At 51.8% G+C, this 15,617-nt stretch carries 13 protein-coding genes and 1 other RNA gene; 8 read left to right on the forward strand and 6 right to left on the reverse strand.

The window, feature by feature from the left end; all coding sequences use genetic code 11:
• The first annotated feature begins 99 nt into the window (after positions 1-99).
• From zapB to BV405_RS05450, 4 genes are all read left to right on the forward strand, one after another.
• Complete coding sequence (gene zapB, locus BV405_RS05435; protein ID WP_086479847.1) at positions 100-312, forward strand: cell division protein ZapB; 213 nt, start codon at positions 100-102, stop codon at positions 310-312.
• Entirely contained in the window at positions 305-628 is a 324-nt protein-coding gene (locus BV405_RS05440; protein ID WP_086479848.1) for a cell division protein ZapA, read from the forward strand. The genes zapB and BV405_RS05440 overlap by 8 nt, the downstream gene beginning before the upstream one ends.
• Positions 629-660: 32 nt before the next feature.
• Positions 661-841, forward strand: a non-coding RNA gene (gene ssrS / locus BV405_RS05445) — 6S RNA.
• 39 nt (positions 842-880) lie between these two features.
• Positions 881-1,498 carry a 5-formyltetrahydrofolate cyclo-ligase gene (locus tag BV405_RS05450; protein WP_086479849.1) on the forward strand — a complete coding sequence of 206 codons (618 nt, stop codon included), beginning with the start codon at positions 881-883 and terminating at the stop codon, positions 1,496-1,498.
• Between the two features lie 23 nt (positions 1,499-1,521).
• Here the strand turns inward: BV405_RS05450 and BV405_RS05455 are convergent, their stop codons facing one another.
• Together BV405_RS05455 and ilvA are read right to left on the reverse strand one after the other, a co-directional pair.
• Positions 1,522-5,163 carry an EAL domain-containing protein gene (locus BV405_RS05455; protein WP_176330060.1) on the reverse strand — a complete coding sequence of 1,214 codons (3,642 nt, stop codon included), beginning with the start codon at positions 5,161-5,163 and terminating at the stop codon, positions 1,522-1,524.
• Positions 5,164-5,745: 582 nt separating this feature from the next.
• On the reverse strand, positions 5,746-7,257 hold the full coding sequence (gene ilvA, locus BV405_RS05460; protein ID WP_086479851.1) for a threonine ammonia-lyase, biosynthetic: 1,512 nt from the start codon (positions 7,255-7,257) through the stop codon (positions 5,746-5,748).
• A gap of 183 nt (positions 7,258-7,440) precedes the next feature.
• Between ilvA and rpiA the strand changes: the two genes are divergently transcribed.
• Positions 7,441-8,115 (forward strand): ribose-5-phosphate isomerase RpiA, encoded by a 675-nt coding sequence (gene rpiA / locus BV405_RS05465; protein ID WP_086479852.1) that lies wholly within the window; start codon positions 7,441-7,443, stop codon positions 8,113-8,115.
• Positions 8,116-8,256: 141 nt separating this feature from the next.
• Here rpiA and BV405_RS05470 read toward each other — a convergent pair whose 3' ends face one another.
• The 4 genes from BV405_RS05470 to BV405_RS05485 form a co-directional block, all read right to left on the reverse strand.
• A complete protein-coding gene (locus BV405_RS05470) occupies positions 8,257-9,381 on the reverse strand; it encodes an HD-GYP domain-containing protein (RefSeq protein ID WP_086479853.1) in 1,125 nt (374 codons plus the stop codon).
• Between the two features lie 112 nt (positions 9,382-9,493).
• Entirely contained in the window at positions 9,494-10,171 is a 678-nt protein-coding gene (locus BV405_RS05475) for a fumarylacetoacetate hydrolase family protein (RefSeq protein WP_086479854.1), read from the reverse strand.
• 248 nt (positions 10,172-10,419) lie between these two features.
• Positions 10,420-11,133: a ChrR family anti-sigma-E factor gene (locus tag BV405_RS05480; RefSeq protein ID WP_086479855.1), complete on the reverse strand. Its 714-nt coding sequence runs from the start codon at positions 11,131-11,133 to the stop codon at positions 10,420-10,422.
• Positions 11,130-11,729 carry a sigma-70 family RNA polymerase sigma factor gene (locus BV405_RS05485; protein ID WP_086479856.1) on the reverse strand — a complete coding sequence of 200 codons (600 nt, stop codon included), beginning with the start codon at positions 11,727-11,729 and terminating at the stop codon, positions 11,130-11,132. Before BV405_RS05485 ends, BV405_RS05480 begins: the two co-directional genes overlap by 4 nt.
• 267 nt (positions 11,730-11,996) lie before the next feature.
• Between BV405_RS05485 and BV405_RS05490 the strand changes: the two genes are divergently transcribed.
• Genes BV405_RS05490 through BV405_RS05500 form a run of 3 tightly spaced genes read left to right on the forward strand, consistent with a single transcriptional unit; the run spans position 11,997 to position 15,613 of the window.
• Positions 11,997-13,427, forward strand: a complete 1,431-nt coding sequence (locus BV405_RS05490) for an NAD(P)/FAD-dependent oxidoreductase (RefSeq protein ID WP_086479857.1) — start codon at positions 11,997-11,999, stop codon at positions 13,425-13,427.
• Between the two features lie 14 nt (positions 13,428-13,441).
• On the forward strand, positions 13,442-14,290 hold the full coding sequence (locus BV405_RS05495; protein ID WP_176330061.1) for a DUF1365 domain-containing protein: 849 nt from the start codon (positions 13,442-13,444) through the stop codon (positions 14,288-14,290).
• A gap of 3 nt (positions 14,291-14,293) precedes the next feature.
• The gene (locus BV405_RS05500) at positions 14,294-15,613 is read left to right on the forward strand and encodes an SAM-dependent methyltransferase (protein ID WP_086479859.1); all 1,320 of its coding nucleotides are present in this window, start codon (positions 14,294-14,296) and stop codon (positions 15,611-15,613) included.
• Positions 15,614-15,617: the final 4 nt, after the last annotated feature.

A 15,617-nucleotide genomic window follows, 5' to 3' on the forward strand; every position in this document is an offset into this window, starting at 1 on the left:
AAAATGCTCATTTGTCAGGAAGTTAGTATTCATTCACGTCAATTGACCAGTTACAATCGCAGATCTATAGTACGGGTATCCTTAGCTAAAGATAATTTTATGGACACTGACGATTTAGATCAGTTGGAAAAACAGATTCATGAGCTGCTGTTAATTTGCGTCGATCTGCGTAAGGAGAACGAGCAGCTTAAAGATGATGTTCGCCAACAGGCCACAGAACTGGAAGCCCTGACGCAGGAGCGGCAGGCCACGGAAGAGAAAGTCAGTTATCTTTTAACCCGCTTAGGGCCATCGGAGCCACAAGATGAGTGAAACCAAGAGCAGTCAAACCGTTGAAGTTAAAATTCTTGAGCGTAGTTATGTGGTCGGCTGCCCCGATGATAAGCAAAATGATCTGATCGATTCCGCGAAGTATCTTGATCGCAAGATGCGCGAGATCCGTGATAGCGGCAAGGTGATAGGCACAGAGCGTATTGCCATCATGGCGGCGCTGAATATCGCCTATGAAATGCTGCACGGTAATCAGGAAAACAAAGAATCCCAGGAACAGATTCAGCGCATCAACGAGAAGCTGTCTGCCGCCATTCAGGCGCTACGCCAGAGCGATAAAGATAGCGACGCAGCCTGATTTTTTTTCCCGTCTGCGTTATACTCCTTTTCTAATTCCTGGGGTGTGCGCCAGCTGTTTACGTCCTCGAGCCTAATTAAGAACCCAGGGAATCGTCCGTGAGTACCCGTGTGCATGTCCGCGCGACGGAAAGCCTTAGGTACTTCGATGATTACCCACCTTGAACCTAATTGGTTCAAGGGCAACGACAGCAGCGGCACTTCCGGGTTTTTCCCTCTTCTCTGTTTTCTTCCAGCCTGTTCCGGCCAACCTATGACAGACAAAACGCTTCAGCAAAACCGAACCGCACTTCGTCGTGAAATGCGTCAGCGTCGTCGCGCCCTGACTATCATCCAGCAGAAGAAAGCAGCGGAAGATCTGAAATCCCGTGTGCTGGCAATGCCGGAATTTATGCGCGCCAAACGGATTGCACTTTATCTGCCGAATGATGGTGAGATAGATCCCGGTTTGCTGATCGAACAGGCGCGGAAAATGGGCAAGATCTGTTATCTGCCCGTACTGCAGCCGCTGGTGGAAAACCGTCTCTGGTTTGTGCGTTATGATCGCCAGACACCCATGACCCATAATCGCTTTGGTATCCCGGAACCTAAACTAAAGGGCTTTGCCGATAAAAAGCACAACCGTTGCCGACCGGAAGATCTTGATCTGGTGTTGTTCCCGTTGGTCGCTTTTGATGAGAAGGGCGGGCGCATGGGGATGGGCGGCGGCTTTTATGACCGCACCTTTGCGTTTACACGACAGCGCCAATTTGCCAAACCCTCTCTGATCGGCCTGGCTCATGAGTGTCAGAAGGTTGATGACCTGCCAATTGCAGACTGGGATATTCCTTTGCAGGGCGTCATCAGCGACAAGAGCATTTACCGGGCCTGAGCCCGGCAGTGCATTTTGGCCGTTTATTTATCCAGATACCTCAGCAGCTCTAACGGTGGCATCGGACGGGCAAACCAGTAACCCTGATAGCACGGACAACCCAGCTCACGCAGGAACTCATACTGAGCTTCTGTCTCCACCCCTTCTGCCACCAGATCGATCCCCAGACTTAGCCCCATCTGCAGAATCGCTTTCACCAGCTGAGCGTCCCGCTCGTCTTCCGTCAGATCACGGACAAACTCCTGAGCGATCTTAATCTGGTCGATATCCAGATTCTTCAGATAACCCAGCGAGGAATAGCCGGTACCGAAGTCATCGATGGAGCAGCGAACCCCCAGCTCTTTCAGACGGATAAAAGTCTCATTCAGGTTGGTACCGGATTTCAGGAAGACACCTTCGGTGATCTCCAGCCAGAGCTTGTCTTTCGCCGCGGGATAACGATCCAGAGCCGATTCGATCTGACTAATAAAGGACGGATGCGCAAAATGGCGTGAGCTGATATTGATGGAAACCTCACACTCCGCCAGAGGTGTACCCAGCCAGAGCTGCATCTGGTGACAAGCCTTCTCCAGTACCTGAAGCCCAAGGTCAACGATCAGACTGCTCTCTTCCGCCACACCGATAAAGGCCCCCGGACCAACAATGCCTTCTTCCGGATGATGCCAGCGGATCAGAGCTTCACAGCCCACCATCTTGCCGCTGTTGTCATGCTGCGGCTGATAGAAGAGTACAAACTGATCCTCTTCCAGCGCAGTACGGATCGACTTCTCCATCTTCAGACGCTGAACCACTTCCACCTGCATCTCAGGCTCGTAGAAAGCAAATGACGCTTTACCGGCACTCTTGGCCCGATACATGGCCGTATCCGCCTGCTGAATATAGGATTCCGCTTCAAGGTCCGGTTGCGGCAGATAGGTTACGCCGATACTGGCGCTGACTTTGTGGCTGTGGCCGCGCAGATCAAAAGGTTCTTCCAGCACCTGAAGCACCCGTTCTGCCACATGAGCCGCCTGATCCATCGCCTGCGAGGCCGAGTGCCCGACACCCGGCAACAGGAAGAGAAATTCGTCACCACCAAAACGGCTGAAAATATCTTCCGCCCGCAAGGTATCGGTCAGACGTTCTGCCACCGCTTTCAGCAGTTCATCGCCCATATCGTGACCGAGGGAATCATTCAGCATCTTGAAGTTATCCAGATCCATAAACATCAGGCTGCTGAAATCCTGATGCCGCTCGCAATGCGCCAGCTGATGGCGCAGGGATTCCATAAAGAGATCCCGGTTGGGCAGTTCGGTGATGGAGTCGTAATAGGCCAGATAACGGATTTTCTCTTCGCTGGCTTTCTTATCGGTAATATCCAGAAACGCCGCCACATAATGGGTGGTATAGCCTTGCCCCAGCGTATCTACAGCGGTGATAGTGACCAGCTCAGGGAAGATACTGCCATCTTTGCGCCTGTTCCAGATCTCACCATGCCAGTGACCTTCCAGCGCCAGCGACTGCCACAGCTCCCGATAAAAATTATCGCCGTGACGACCGGAGCGCAGAATATTGATTTTGCAGCCAACCACCTCATCACTGCCATAACCTGTAATCTGGCTGAATGCGGTGTTGACGCGTTGAATAACGGTATCGGCATCCGTGATAACAATCGCCTCGTGGGTTTCAAAGGTGATCGCCGCTAATTCCAGCTCCTGAGACGCACGACGCTGCTCGGTGATATCCCTGGCAACAATCGACAGGTAATGATTCCGGGTACCTTTATTGCGGCCCACCAAGACCCGCTCCCCCTCTAAAAGTAGGTAACGATGGCCGACACCATTCCTACTTCGCAGAGTACATTCAATATCCAGACGCTGCCCTCTGAGAGCGGCTTCCAATGCCTGCTCGACGACCAGAACCTGGTCAGGAATCAGTTGCTGCAGGAAAAGCTCTTCACTGGCAGGGTGCGCTCCCGGCTGCAACCCTAAAAGACGATAAAACTCATCAGACCAGGCATGTCCCAAGCCATTATGCGCCCACTCCCAGCTGCCCATCTGAGCAATTCGTTGGGACTCAGCCAAGAGTTCGTTACTCTTCTGCAGCTCCTTAGTCCGCAGATGAACCTGACGGGAGATCTCAGCGGAACGCCCCGCCAATAAGAGCAGGACTCCACCCAGAACAGCCGACATAAAAAAGCCACCGGTGAGGACAAAATAGAGCCCCCAGGAATAGCCCATTAGCTCACGGGAAGCCTGCTGTTCCATAATCCAGGTATCCGCCCCCACCTTGATTTCAGAACGATGTATCAGCGCCCCGCGCTCATCCGGGTTGAAGCCCTCACTCAGATAGTAAAGCTGTTCCGGTGCATCAGCGGGGTAGAGCCTGACCCGATTGAGATCCAGTTCATGACGGCGCAGTACGCCACTGATCAGATCTCCCATACGCACCACAACCACACCATAACCTGCCAGCGCATCAAAGCGCTCACCTTCACTGGTTGGTGTGCTCTTGCTGTGGAATGCTGGTAGGAAGATCAGCGTACCTTTCTGCTCACCGGACTCCTGAACCAGACGGATCGGTGCAGTGGCGCTGGCCTGACCGGTTTTCACCGCTTTTTCCAGAGCATCCCTGCGCAATGGATTAGAGAGCACATCAAAACCCAACGCCGCCTGATTGACGGAAAAAGGTTCGATCAGGGTCACCACCACGTAGCTTTCTCTCTCTTCCGCCCGGATCAGCCCATAGACCGGATGACGCTCTTTCACCATAAAGGGAACATTGCCGTAAATCGCCCGCATGCGATCAACAAAGGCTTCCCGGTCAGCTCCTCTCAGATAGATATTCCATGACAGACCATGCAGGCTGCTTTTACGCTGCAACGCCTCTCCGGCAAAGCGTTCAAAATCTTTGGGTAAAAGGTCAAAATCAGAGTAAATGAAGCCCCTCAGGTTGTAGAGCAGACTGATATGGGCATCGACCTCAGTCTGTACCGCAAGCTCAAAGGCTCTGGCCTGGCCTTCAAACCGGCTACTTTGACTCTCTTCTTCTTTGTGCAGTCCCTGACGGTACATCAGGATGGTAAAAATAATAATCAGCACCAGCGGCAGGCCAACGGCCATCACCTGAGAGCGCCAATGACGGCGCGGCAGAGCAAAAGCCAGAAACATAAGAGGTGCAAAAACCACCACGCCAATAGTGTCGCCGATCCACCAGGTCAGCCAGTTAATCTGAGCACCTTCCAGCGCCATCGCACCCGAGCTGACCAGATACCCCACGCTAAAGGTTGCACTGACCAGACAGCTCACCGGCCCTGCCAGCAGTAGAAAACGGATAATATCGCCGGTTTTGTTCAGCCGCGTCGGGTAACCCACATAACGCCGGATCAGGAAAGCACCAAAAAGCGCCTGAAAGGTTGATGCACTGGCGATCCAGGCCGGTGCCAGCAGTGCATCAAAAGCAGGAAATTGCAGACCGTGAATATTGAGTACATTAACCAGAAATGAGGCCAGCCAGACACCCAGCAACCCCGGATGACGCCAGATCAGTGCAGAAGCCAGCGCTACGCCGGAAGGAGGCCAGATCGCCGTAGCGTAGCCGGGAGGAATCGCCAGCTGTAAACCTAAAAGACCGGCAAAAATATTGACCGAGAGAACCAGTAACACAACGAAGGCAAAGTGCTGCACAGGCATTCCTTAGAAGATGCTGACTATTCCAGTGAATCGAATGGCTCTGGAAAGGGATTGTTGTGAATTATATTTATCTTTCCCTGAATGCAGATTAGCACGATGAAAACAAAAAACCCCACGACATTAGTGTGGGGTTTTTCAGATCGGCAGATCCGGTAAGAATCCACTGATACGGTTTTCAGGTGCGGCTGGTCATATTATTCGTCAGACTGACGAACTGCCATCAAGCTTTCAGAGCAGTCCCTGTGCATAGCTTGTGACCACAACCCCTAATCCAAATACCAGTATCAGAACTGTTACCAGATCAGGCTGTTTTCTTTTCATGGTTATTCCCTGCTTTTCTTTTCACTTAAGCCTAAAACCAAACAGAAAGGAGGCCGTGGGGATTCAGGTCAATAACCTGTTTTTAGCGGCCTGCCTCACCATTTTATCGAGGTCCTATTGCTTTGCAATATATACCTCATTTACCCTTTTTATCGGCAGTTAACTGCCGTTTTTCAGCAAAAAAGCTGATTATTTAGACTTAAAAGCAAAAACAGCACCAATCTTTGCGCCAGCGCAATTTTCGCCTGCAAAAACTTACTGCAGAAAGAGTCGATAAGCCGGGTTTTCGCTCTCATCCCAGTAGCGGTAACCGATGCGATCCAGATACTCAGCAACTTTCTGCTTATCTTTCTCCGGCACCTGCATACCGATCAGAACCCGGCCATAAGCGGCACCATGGTTTCGGTAATGGAACAGGGAAATATTCCAGTTCTGGCCTAAATTGTTGAGGAAATTCAACAGGGCTCCAGGACGCTCCGGGAATTCAAAGCGGAACAGCTGTTCGTTCTCGATATCGTCGTTACGACCACCACCCAAATGACGAATGTGCAGTTTCGCCATCTCGTTATCGCTCAGGTCGATCGCCGGATAGCCCTCATCTTCCAGAGACTGAATCAGTTCAGCTCTGTCATCAATATCCTTCAGCTGGATACCGACAAAGATCTTGGCATCTTCATTGTCGGAGTAGCGGTAGTTAAACTCCGTCACCATACGACGACCAACAATCTTACAGAACTGCTTAAAGCTGCCCGGGCGCTCCGGAATGGTCACCGCCAGAATCGCTTCCCGCTTTTCACCCAGCTCGGCACGCTCAGCAATATGCTGCAGCCGATCAAAGTTGGTGTTCGCACCTGAGTTAATACAGATCAGGGTTTCACCTTCCACTTCGTTCTGCTGAACATACTTTTTCAAACCTGCCAGAGAGAGTGCTCCGGAAGGCTCAGAGACCGCGCGGGTATCTTCAAACACGTCTTTTACAGCCGCACAGATCTCATCGGTATTCACCGTGATAACATCATCAACGAAGTGCTGGGCAATGCGGAACGGCTCCTCACCAATCTGAGCAACCGCAACACCTTCCGCGAAAATACCCACCTGATCCAGAATCACGCGTTCACCGGCATCCAGAGCGGCTTTCAGACAAGCCGCATCTTCCGCTTCAACACCGATCACCTTGATCTCAGGACGCAGATATTTCACATAAGCGGCCACACCAGCAATCAGGCCGCCGCCGCCAACAGGCACAAAGATGGCATCGATATCCGCCGGATACTGGCGCAGAATTTCCATCGCCACGGTACCCTGACCGGCAATCACTTCCGGATGGTCGTATGGCGGGATATAGGTGTAACCCTTCTCCAGCACCTGCTCCTGAGCGTACTTGGAGGCCTCATCAAAGGCATCCCCTTTAAGAACCACTTTCGCGCCACGGGCTTTGGCGGAAGCGACCTTAATTTCAGGGGTGATCTTAGGCATAACGATGGTGGCTTTAATGCCCATGTGTTTGGCGGCCATCGCCACACCCTGTGCGTGGTTACCGGCAGAGGCGGTGATCACACCACGGGCTTTCTCTTCATCAGACAGCTGCGCCATGGCGTTATAGGCGCCTCGCAGTTTGAAGGAGAAAACCGGCTGCAGATCTTCACGTTTAATCAAAATCGTGTTGTTCAGGCGCTTGGAGAGAAAACGGGCCTCACTCAGAGGGGTTTCTTTGGCCACATCGTAAACTCGGGCCTGCAAAATGCGTTTTACGTACCTTTCCAACATCTAATTCTTCACTCTCTGCACAACACGATTAATTCGTTATTTATAGGGCTTTTTCATAGGGCCGACTATCTTATGCCTTATCGCAAGATAACGTCTACAGCTTACGGGGCTTAGCCCGTATAATGGGCGCGAATTTTGCCCAAAAGCGTTTAAAACAGATCTCAATCAGGCTCAGGTCCCTCCATGACTCAAGACGAACTGAAAAAAGCGGTTGCAGAAGCAGCGCTGGAAGAAGTTAAAAAAATCATCGATAAAGACAGCATCGTTGGTGTTGGTACCGGTTCTACCGCCAACTTCTTTATTGATGCTCTGGCGACAATCAAGCTGGACTTTGACGGTGCAGTTGCCAGCTCCGAAGCAACCCGCGAGCGTCTGCAGGCTCATGGCATCACCGTTTACGATCTAAACAGTGTTGGCACAGTTCCGGTTTATGTGGATGGTGCGGACGAAGTTAACGGCCACCTACACATGGTGAAAGGCGGCGGCGGCGCGCTGACCCGTGAAAAGATTATTGGCGCTGCATCTCAGAAATTTATCTGCATCGCGGATGAGAGCAAGCAGGTGGATATTCTGGGCGGTTTCCCACTGCCGGTTGAAGTGATCCCGATGGCGCGCAGCTATGTTGCCCGCGAACTGGTAAAAATGGGTGCAAACCCGGTTTACCGTGAGGACTGCATTACCGATAACGGTAACGTGATTCTGGATCTGTATAACTTCCCGATTGATGATCCTCTGACTATCGAGCAAAAGATCAACAACATCACAGGTGTTGTTACTAATGGTCTGTTTGCTCTGCGTCCGGCTGACATTCTGCTGCTGGGCTGCGCTGATGGTGTAAAAACCGTTACCGCAAAATAAGCTGATCACGGACGTTCCAACGTAAGGAAGGTCCGGCCAGCTGAACAAAAAAACGGCGGACTCTGTACACGTCAATACAGAGGTCGCCGTTTTTTTATGGCCTATGTTTCTCAACCGAAACCCGTCTGACCTGATTCCGGATCAGAACAGGCTCTCTTCATACATCTGCTGAATCATACGCACTTCATCCATATTATCGGCCAGTGCCTGCACACACTCCGGGCACAGACGTTTTTCCGCCATCTCCTGCAGGGTCGCCAGTGCCTTCTCATTACTCCAGGGTTCTTTATAGGGTCGACGGGAGGTGAGGGCATCAAAGATGTCCGCCACGGCAACAATACGTGCTTCCAGCGGAATATCGTCTTTGGTCAACCCGTAGGGATAACCGGAGCCATCGCACATCTCATGATGATAAAGCACGATATGGCGCAGAATCCGACTGGATTCCCCCTCCTGAATGCCGTGATGCTCAAACACATCCTCCAGCATCTGAGCGCCTTTGACGGTGTGGGTCTGCATCTCCCGATACTCATCTTCGGTCAGCTTACCGGGCTTCAGCAGAATACTGTCAGGAATCGCAATTTTGCCCAGATCATGTACCGGAGCAAACTGGAAAACCTGCTCAACAAAGTGATCGTCAAAGCCAAAAGCTCCGGCGATATGATGAGCAATAATGCGTGAGTAATAACCCATACGCTCAAGATGCTGACCGGTTTCCTCATCCCGACCACAGGATAGCGCCAGCGCCGACTGAACAGCTCCTTTCAGCGTTCTCGCCTGGGCAATCTCATCATGCACCAGCATGGTGATCAACTGGCCAATCAGCTCCAGATGAATCAGCTGATTGCCAACAAACACATCCGGTTTACGGGAGTTAAAAAAGATAAAGCCCATAAAGCTGTCGCTGTAACGCATCGGCAGGGTACAGCTGGATCGCCAGCCCTGATTGAGCAGTGCCTGGGTATGGTAGGTATCGTTATGGCTCAGGCAGCTGAGGTCATTAATCACCCTTGGCGTGGATGACAGGCTCAGCTGCTTCAGGGAGGGAACGGCATTCAACCGCGCCTGATAACGGGTAATCGCTTCGTCGGCATGACTGGTAGAGTAGTAAGTCTTCAGCATGTCCGTTTTTTCGTCATAAACGGCCACTGAAAAACGCTCAACATCGGCGCAAAGTGTCTGGAGTTGTTCGGCAACAGCAACCAACTTACCCTCAAGAGAAGTCTGCTGCTGAAAAACCTGCCATTGGCTGGGAAAGAACTGCAAGGTGCTCTCCTCGTTATTATTATTGGGAGCACCATAGATATAAAAGAAGCCCGCCTCTGACCAGAGACGGGCTTCACTTTTTACCGGAAGATAGACGGCTTATTGACCCGCGTCAGCTTGCGACGGATCCGGCCACCTGCAGGTGAACTTCCTGCCGCTGATTTTTCAGTGCCATCTCGAAACGATCACCGGGATTCAACGCAGCAACACCCGCCGGAGTACCGGTCAGAATCACGTCGCCAGCTTCAAGGGTAAAGATCTGGCTGATAAAGCTCACCAGTTCAGCAACCGGAGTAATCATCTGGTCGCAACTGCCCTGCTGACGCAGCTGATCATTAACACTCAGACTGATCTCCAGATGCTCGTCACATACAGGCTCACAAGGAATAAAACCGGACAGAGGTGCAGAACCATCAAAGGCTTTGGATACCTCCCAGGGGTGGCCTTTCTCTTTCAGCTGACTCTGCAGATCTCTTAAGGTCAGATCCAGCGCCAGCCCAACACCAACAATATTGGTCATCGCATTTTCAGGGCTGACCTTACTGATGGTATCGCCAACCAGCAAAGCAATCTCAGCCTCGTGGTGACACTCGCCCTGACCTTCAGGCAGTACCAGAGGCTTACTGATATCAACTGCTGCTGTGGCCGGTTTAATAAAGAGTAGCGGTTTAGCCGGAATCGGATTATTCAGTTCTTTGGCATGCTCAGCGTAGTTACGTCCAATACAAACAATCTTGCCCAGATTCCATGGAGTTGGCTTGTTATCAGCCCATTGCAGGTTAAAGGCCATGGCAGAAGTATCCTTATCTCAAAAATGGAGAGTAACGTGTGGGTTATGGTTCTTATAGTTTATGTGTTTTAGAAGCCCAGCATAACACCTGATTCTGAATTGCGTACTCCCCCTTTTTGGCATAAAAAAGCCCGATTCAGCAATCGGGCTTTTCCAGTGTTTTACGCGCCTAAAAACCGAGTATTTACTCGATTTTCAAACAAGTCCGAATCAGGGAGCATAACTCCCTGATTTGACACTTAACGGCGCTATAAACCAAAGAAAGGCTGCATCAGTTTTGGAATCCAACCCTCAAACTTCAGTGGCGCATCGGTAACAATCAGACAGATACAGTCCTGATCACGATCCGCAATCGGCTGGTGTTTGATATCCGGATCAAGATCCGCCACATCACCTGCACAAAGACGGCCTGTTTCATCGCAGTAAGAACCACTAAGAATCAACGTCAGCTCACTGCCGTTGTGACCATGGCTTGGCATACAGGTGCCCGGTGAGATCTTCAGCAGACGTACCGCCTTGTCTTTGGCAAACTCCGGCTGCTCAAACTTAATCTGACTGATACCGGGTGCCAGTCGCTGCCAGTTCTGATCCGTTTCCAGCCACTTGGCGACAGGTTCAGCCCACTCAGGCAACCAGTCAGGACGTTTGACCGGAATCTCTTCCGCCTGTGAGATCGGGTCTGAATCCAACAGATCCAGTTTGGCAAAAATATCATCCACGCTGGTATTCATCTTTGCCTGGGGCAGATGTTCCAGCAAACCACCACCAATAGCCTCTGCTTCAGTGACCCGCTCACGGCAATGCTCACAACAAGCCAGATGACACTGCAACAACAGCTGGGCACCAGCGCTTAAACCACCGGAAGCATAGCTCACAAGAGTGGCATCATCCGGATGGTGTTTCGGTGCAGAATTAAGACGGAACTCGGGTTCCCGGGTTAAAGCGATCGGATCAAAAGTCATAGCGTCTCTCCCCCGGCAAAACTGTCCGCAGCTAACGATAGGCGTAACTTCTTAAAAGCCAGACGTAAGCCGGACTTCACACTACCGATCGGGATCTCAAGGTCTGCAGCGATTTCACTGTGACTCTTGCCCTGATAGTAGGATTTGTAAACTAACTGAGCCTGCATAAGCGGTAATTCTTTCAAAGCGTCTTCTATATGCTTCTGTGAGCTTTGCCAGCTGTTGTCATCCTCACTGGCCTGCTCCTGATGGTTCAGCAGTCCTTCGTGCTCGTGGTAGGAATCTGTACTCTGTTCCAGTTTCCCCCGTCCGGAGCGCTGCTGATCGATAAATAAATTACGGGCGATACAGAAAATCCAGGTGGATGCCGCTGCCTTAGAAGCATGATACTGCTCCGCTTTACGCCACACCTGAAGCAGTGCTTCCTGTGCCAGCTCTTCAGCCTGAGCATCAGACAATCCAAACCTGAGAAGGTAGGTTTTCACCCGCGGAGCAAAATGCTGGTACAGGGCTGCAAACTGTTCACGGTCGCGGTTTTCACCTACTTCCGTCAGCGCCTGATTCCAGTTCTGAGATGCTGATTGCACTTTTTCCATCCGTTCTCTCCCGTTATCTGCGCTTTTTACGCGTCGGCATTTTCACCGGATCACCAGCAGATCAATCAGGATTGTGAATTTATGTCATGTCATAAACTTTTTTATAGTGATCAGGTTCAAGATGACACCTTTTGTGATCGCGTTCACGCTATGCTGATAAAAAAACCTTTTAGCAGATCGCTGACATTACTCCAGTGATCTGCTTATCACACCCCACCGTAAAGTCAGTCAACGGATCTTGAACATCAGCTTATTTGGAGCATCTTTATGGTCTCTACAGTTACCGGCCACTCTGTGTCCGACATTTCAGCATCTGACGCTCAGTCTCCGGCGAATACCGCAGGTGGCAAAACGGTTGCCGTAATCGGTTCGGGTATCTCCGGTCTGTCGGCGGCCTGGCTGCTGAGCAAAAAACACTCCGTCACTTTGTTCGAGAAAGATGACCGCTTTGGCGGCCATTCCAATACGGTCACGGTAAGTACCGAAGACGGCAGTATTCCGGTGGATACCGGTTTTATCGTCTTTAATCCGGTGAACTACCCTAACCTGACCGCACTGTTTAAGCATATCGGTGTCGATGCACCGGAAACCGATATGTCTTTTGCGGTTTCAGCGGAAGATGGCGACATCGAATATAACGGTAACGGCCTGAGTGGCATCTTTCCCAATCTGAAAAATGTATTCAATCCACGTGTCTGGCGCATGCTGAAAGATACCCTGCGCTTCTATAAAGAATCCGATAACTGGCAGGACCAGATTCCGGAAGAGATGACGCTGGGCGAACTACTGAAGAAGTTTAACTACTCCGATGATTTCCGCGACCTGCACCTGATCCCTATGGGCGCGGCGATCTGGTCCACTCCTGCCGATCAGATGCTTGAGTATCCGGCACTGGCCTTCCTGAACTTCTGTCAGAACCACGGCCTGCTGCAGGTGGATGACCGACCGCAGTGGCACACCGTTCGTGGCGGCAGTCGGGAATATGTCAGCAAGCTGATCCGGGAAATTCAGCCTGCCACCTTCTGCAACCGTGGTGCCCGTCAGGTGATTCGCCCTAATAAAGAAAAAGGCGAAACCAAGGTGATCGTGGTGGATTCCCGTGGTGAACAACGGGAGTTCGATGAGGTGGTGCTGGCCTGTCACGCTAACGAAGCTCTGCAGCTGTTGAGCAATCCGACTCAGCAGGAACAACATCTGCTGGGTGCATTTGGTTATCAGCGCAACAAGGCGATTCTGCACAGCGATACCCGCCTGATGCCGAAGAACCGCAAAGTCTGGTCCAGCTGGAACTACCTGCGGGGAAGTACCGGCGAGCTGCATAACCAGCAATCTCTGGCGGTGAGTTACTGGATGAACAAACTCCAGCCACTGGCTACTGAGAAACCTCTTATCGTCACCCTGAATCCACCGACAGAACCAGAAGAGGGCAGCATTCACTGCAGCTTCCTCTACGATCATCCGGTCTTTGATAAAAACGCCATGGCCGCTCAACAGGAACTGTATAAGTTGCAGGGCGAAAACCATACCTGGTTCTGTGGCGCTTACTTTGGTTTTGGCTTTCACGAAGATGGCCTGCAGTCCGGCCTTGCCGTGGCTGAAGCGCTGGGTGGCGTGCGTCGCCCATGGCAGGTGGAAAACGAATCCGGCCGTATCTTCTGGCCGGGCCATATCTCCACCCAATCCTCAATGGCCAGCTGATCGGAGCAAAGGATATGTCTCTGTCTGAGCATACTGAAACCGGCCTGAACAGCCGCCTCTACTACAGCACCGTGATGCACGACCGGGTCAAACCCGTGCGTCATCGCTTTGTTTATCAGACCGGCACCTTCCTGCTGGATCTGGACGAGCTGACAACGCTGGAAAAGAGCAATGGCAAAAAGCTTGGCCAGCGCCTGTTCGGCTATAACCGTCCGGGACTGTTCAGTCTGTACGATAAGGATTATGTCACCACCGAAGGCGACAGCATCAAACAGCATGCTCAACGCCTGTTGGCAGACAATGGCTGTGAGCCAGCAGCCCGAATCGAGCTGCTTTGTATGCCTCGTCATCTGGGTTACAGCTTCAATCCGCTATGCATCTTCTTCTGCTACAACGAAGCCGGAGAATTGGCCACCACCCTGTATCAGGTGAGTAACACCTTCAGCCAAAAACACATCTACTCGGTGGAAGCCAAACCGGTACAGATCGGTGAAAAAACCGCTCTGCGTCATCAGGCGGATAAGGTGTTTTATGTCTCGCCGTTTATCAATATGGATTGCCAGTATCGCTTCCGCATCGCCACACCGGGCGAAGTGCTTAAGGTTTTGATCCGTCAGGAAGACAGTGAAGGCCTGCTGCTGAATGCAACCCTTACGGGCAAAAGTACGCCTCTCAACGCTAAGGGGCTGATCGCCATGGCACTGAAACGCCCCCTGTTTACCTACAAAGTGATTGCGGGCATTCACTGGGAAGCCCTTCGCCTTTGGCTGAAAAAAATCCCACTGGTCAGCCGCAAAGGCATTGCCCATCCCCCGCTTGTCTCTAAAGGCCAGCCTCTGGCAATGACAACAAAAGAGGAATAAACCATGCTGTCCAATTCACGCTCAACGACTCAGGCACCAGCCTCCTCTGAAAGCTCTGCAGTTTCAGGCGCAGGCTATAGCCGTCATCAACCCGCTGCGAAAAAGCAGCAGGGTATCCATGAAGTAGAGATTACTCAGATTCGCCATCCGTTCTGGCGCTGGCTGATCGGTACGATGCAGAAAGCTCACCTGAGCCGCCTGACTCTGGTGCTGCCGGATCACAGATCGGTACACATTGGCGAGCTGAAAGAGGGCATTCCCGCTCCCACTATTCGCCTGAACAGTACCGCGGCCGTGCGTAAAGCCTATATTTCCGGCGTACTCGGCTGGGGTGAAGCCTATATCGAAGGCGACTGGGAAACCGATGATCTGCTGCAGGTGACCGAATGGGCGATGCATAACAGTCAGGCACTGGATGATGTTTTTGAAGGCAGCGCCTTTGGTCGCTGGTTGCACCGTTTACTGCACCGCCTGAATGACAACAGTCTGAAGGGCAGCCGCCGTAATATTTCGGCACACTATGATCTGGGCAATGAGTTTTATGAGCAGTGGCTTGACCCGAGCATGACCTATTCCTCCGCACTGTATCAGCAGCCCCAGGAGAGCCTGCAAAGCGCCCAGCACAACAAATACGATCGTATTCTGGAGCTGCTCAATATTCAGCCACAGGACAAGGTACTGGAGATCGGCTGTGGCTGGGGTGGCTTTGCTGAGCGACTGCTGACACAGCATGAGAACAGCCAATATCACGGGGTTACCTTATCCACAGAGCAGCTTGCCTGGGCACAGAAGCGTCTGAAAGATCACGCTGTGGATAACCGGGGCGAGGCGACCCTGACCGATTACCGAATGATCGAAGGTCAGTACGACAAAATTGCCTCCATCGAGATGCTGGAAGCGGTGGGCGAAGCACACTGGCCGACCTATTTCCAAACCCTGTACGACCGGCTGAAACCCGGTGGTGAAGCGGTAATTCAGGTGATTACCATTGAGGAAGATCGCTTTGAAAACTATCGCAACAACGCCGATTTTATTCAGCGCTATATCTTCCCTGGTGGCATGTTGCTGACACCTCGTGTCGTACAGGAGCAGGCGGAGATGGCAGGACTTGAGCTGAATCACCAGCAAGCCTTTGGTCAGGACTACGCCCGGACACTGGCAGAATGGCGCGATAACTTTGAAGCCGCCTGGCAATCGATTCAGCCATTGGGCTTCGATGAGCGTTTCCGCCGTCTGTGGCGCTATTACCTCTGCTACTGTGAGAGCGGATTCCGCCATGAAAGCATCGATGTTTATCTGTTCCGCCTGAAAAAACCGGAGTAGAACC

Origin of the sequence: Oceanospirillum sanctuarii, assembly GCF_002150805.1 — a bacterium.
In the GTDB taxonomy this organism is placed as follows: domain Bacteria; phylum Pseudomonadota; class Gammaproteobacteria; order Pseudomonadales; family Halomonadaceae; genus Oceanospirillum; species Oceanospirillum sanctuarii.

Bases quoted from the DNA above. Each gene is read 5' to 3' on its own strand.
- zapB (WP_086479847.1), top strand. From the start codon at position 100: ATGGACACTGACGATTTAGATCAGTTGGAAAAACAGATTCATGAGCTG.
- BV405_RS05440 (WP_086479848.1), top strand. From the start codon at position 305: ATGAGTGAAACCAAGAGCAGTCAAACCGTTGAAGTTAAAATTCTTGAG.
- BV405_RS05450 (WP_086479849.1), top strand. From the start codon at position 881: ATGACAGACAAAACGCTTCAGCAAAACCGAACCGCACTTCGTCGTGAA.
- ilvA (WP_086479851.1), bottom strand. From the start codon at position 7,257: ATGTTGGAAAGGTACGTAAAACGCATTTTGCAGGCCCGAGTTTACGAT.
- rpiA (WP_086479852.1), top strand. From the start codon at position 7,441: ATGACTCAAGACGAACTGAAAAAAGCGGTTGCAGAAGCAGCGCTGGAA.
- BV405_RS05475 (WP_086479854.1), bottom strand. From the start codon at position 10,171: ATGGCCTTTAACCTGCAATGGGCTGATAACAAGCCAACTCCATGGAAT.
- BV405_RS05480 (WP_086479855.1), bottom strand. From the start codon at position 11,133: ATGACTTTTGATCCGATCGCTTTAACCCGGGAACCCGAGTTCCGTCTT.
- BV405_RS05485 (WP_086479856.1), bottom strand. From the start codon at position 11,729: ATGGAAAAAGTGCAATCAGCATCTCAGAACTGGAATCAGGCGCTGACG.
- BV405_RS05490 (WP_086479857.1), top strand. From the start codon at position 11,997: ATGGTCTCTACAGTTACCGGCCACTCTGTGTCCGACATTTCAGCATCT.
- BV405_RS05495 (WP_176330061.1), top strand. From the start codon at position 13,442: ATGTCTCTGTCTGAGCATACTGAAACCGGCCTGAACAGCCGCCTCTAC.
- BV405_RS05500 (WP_086479859.1), top strand. From the start codon at position 14,294: ATGCTGTCCAATTCACGCTCAACGACTCAGGCACCAGCCTCCTCTGAA.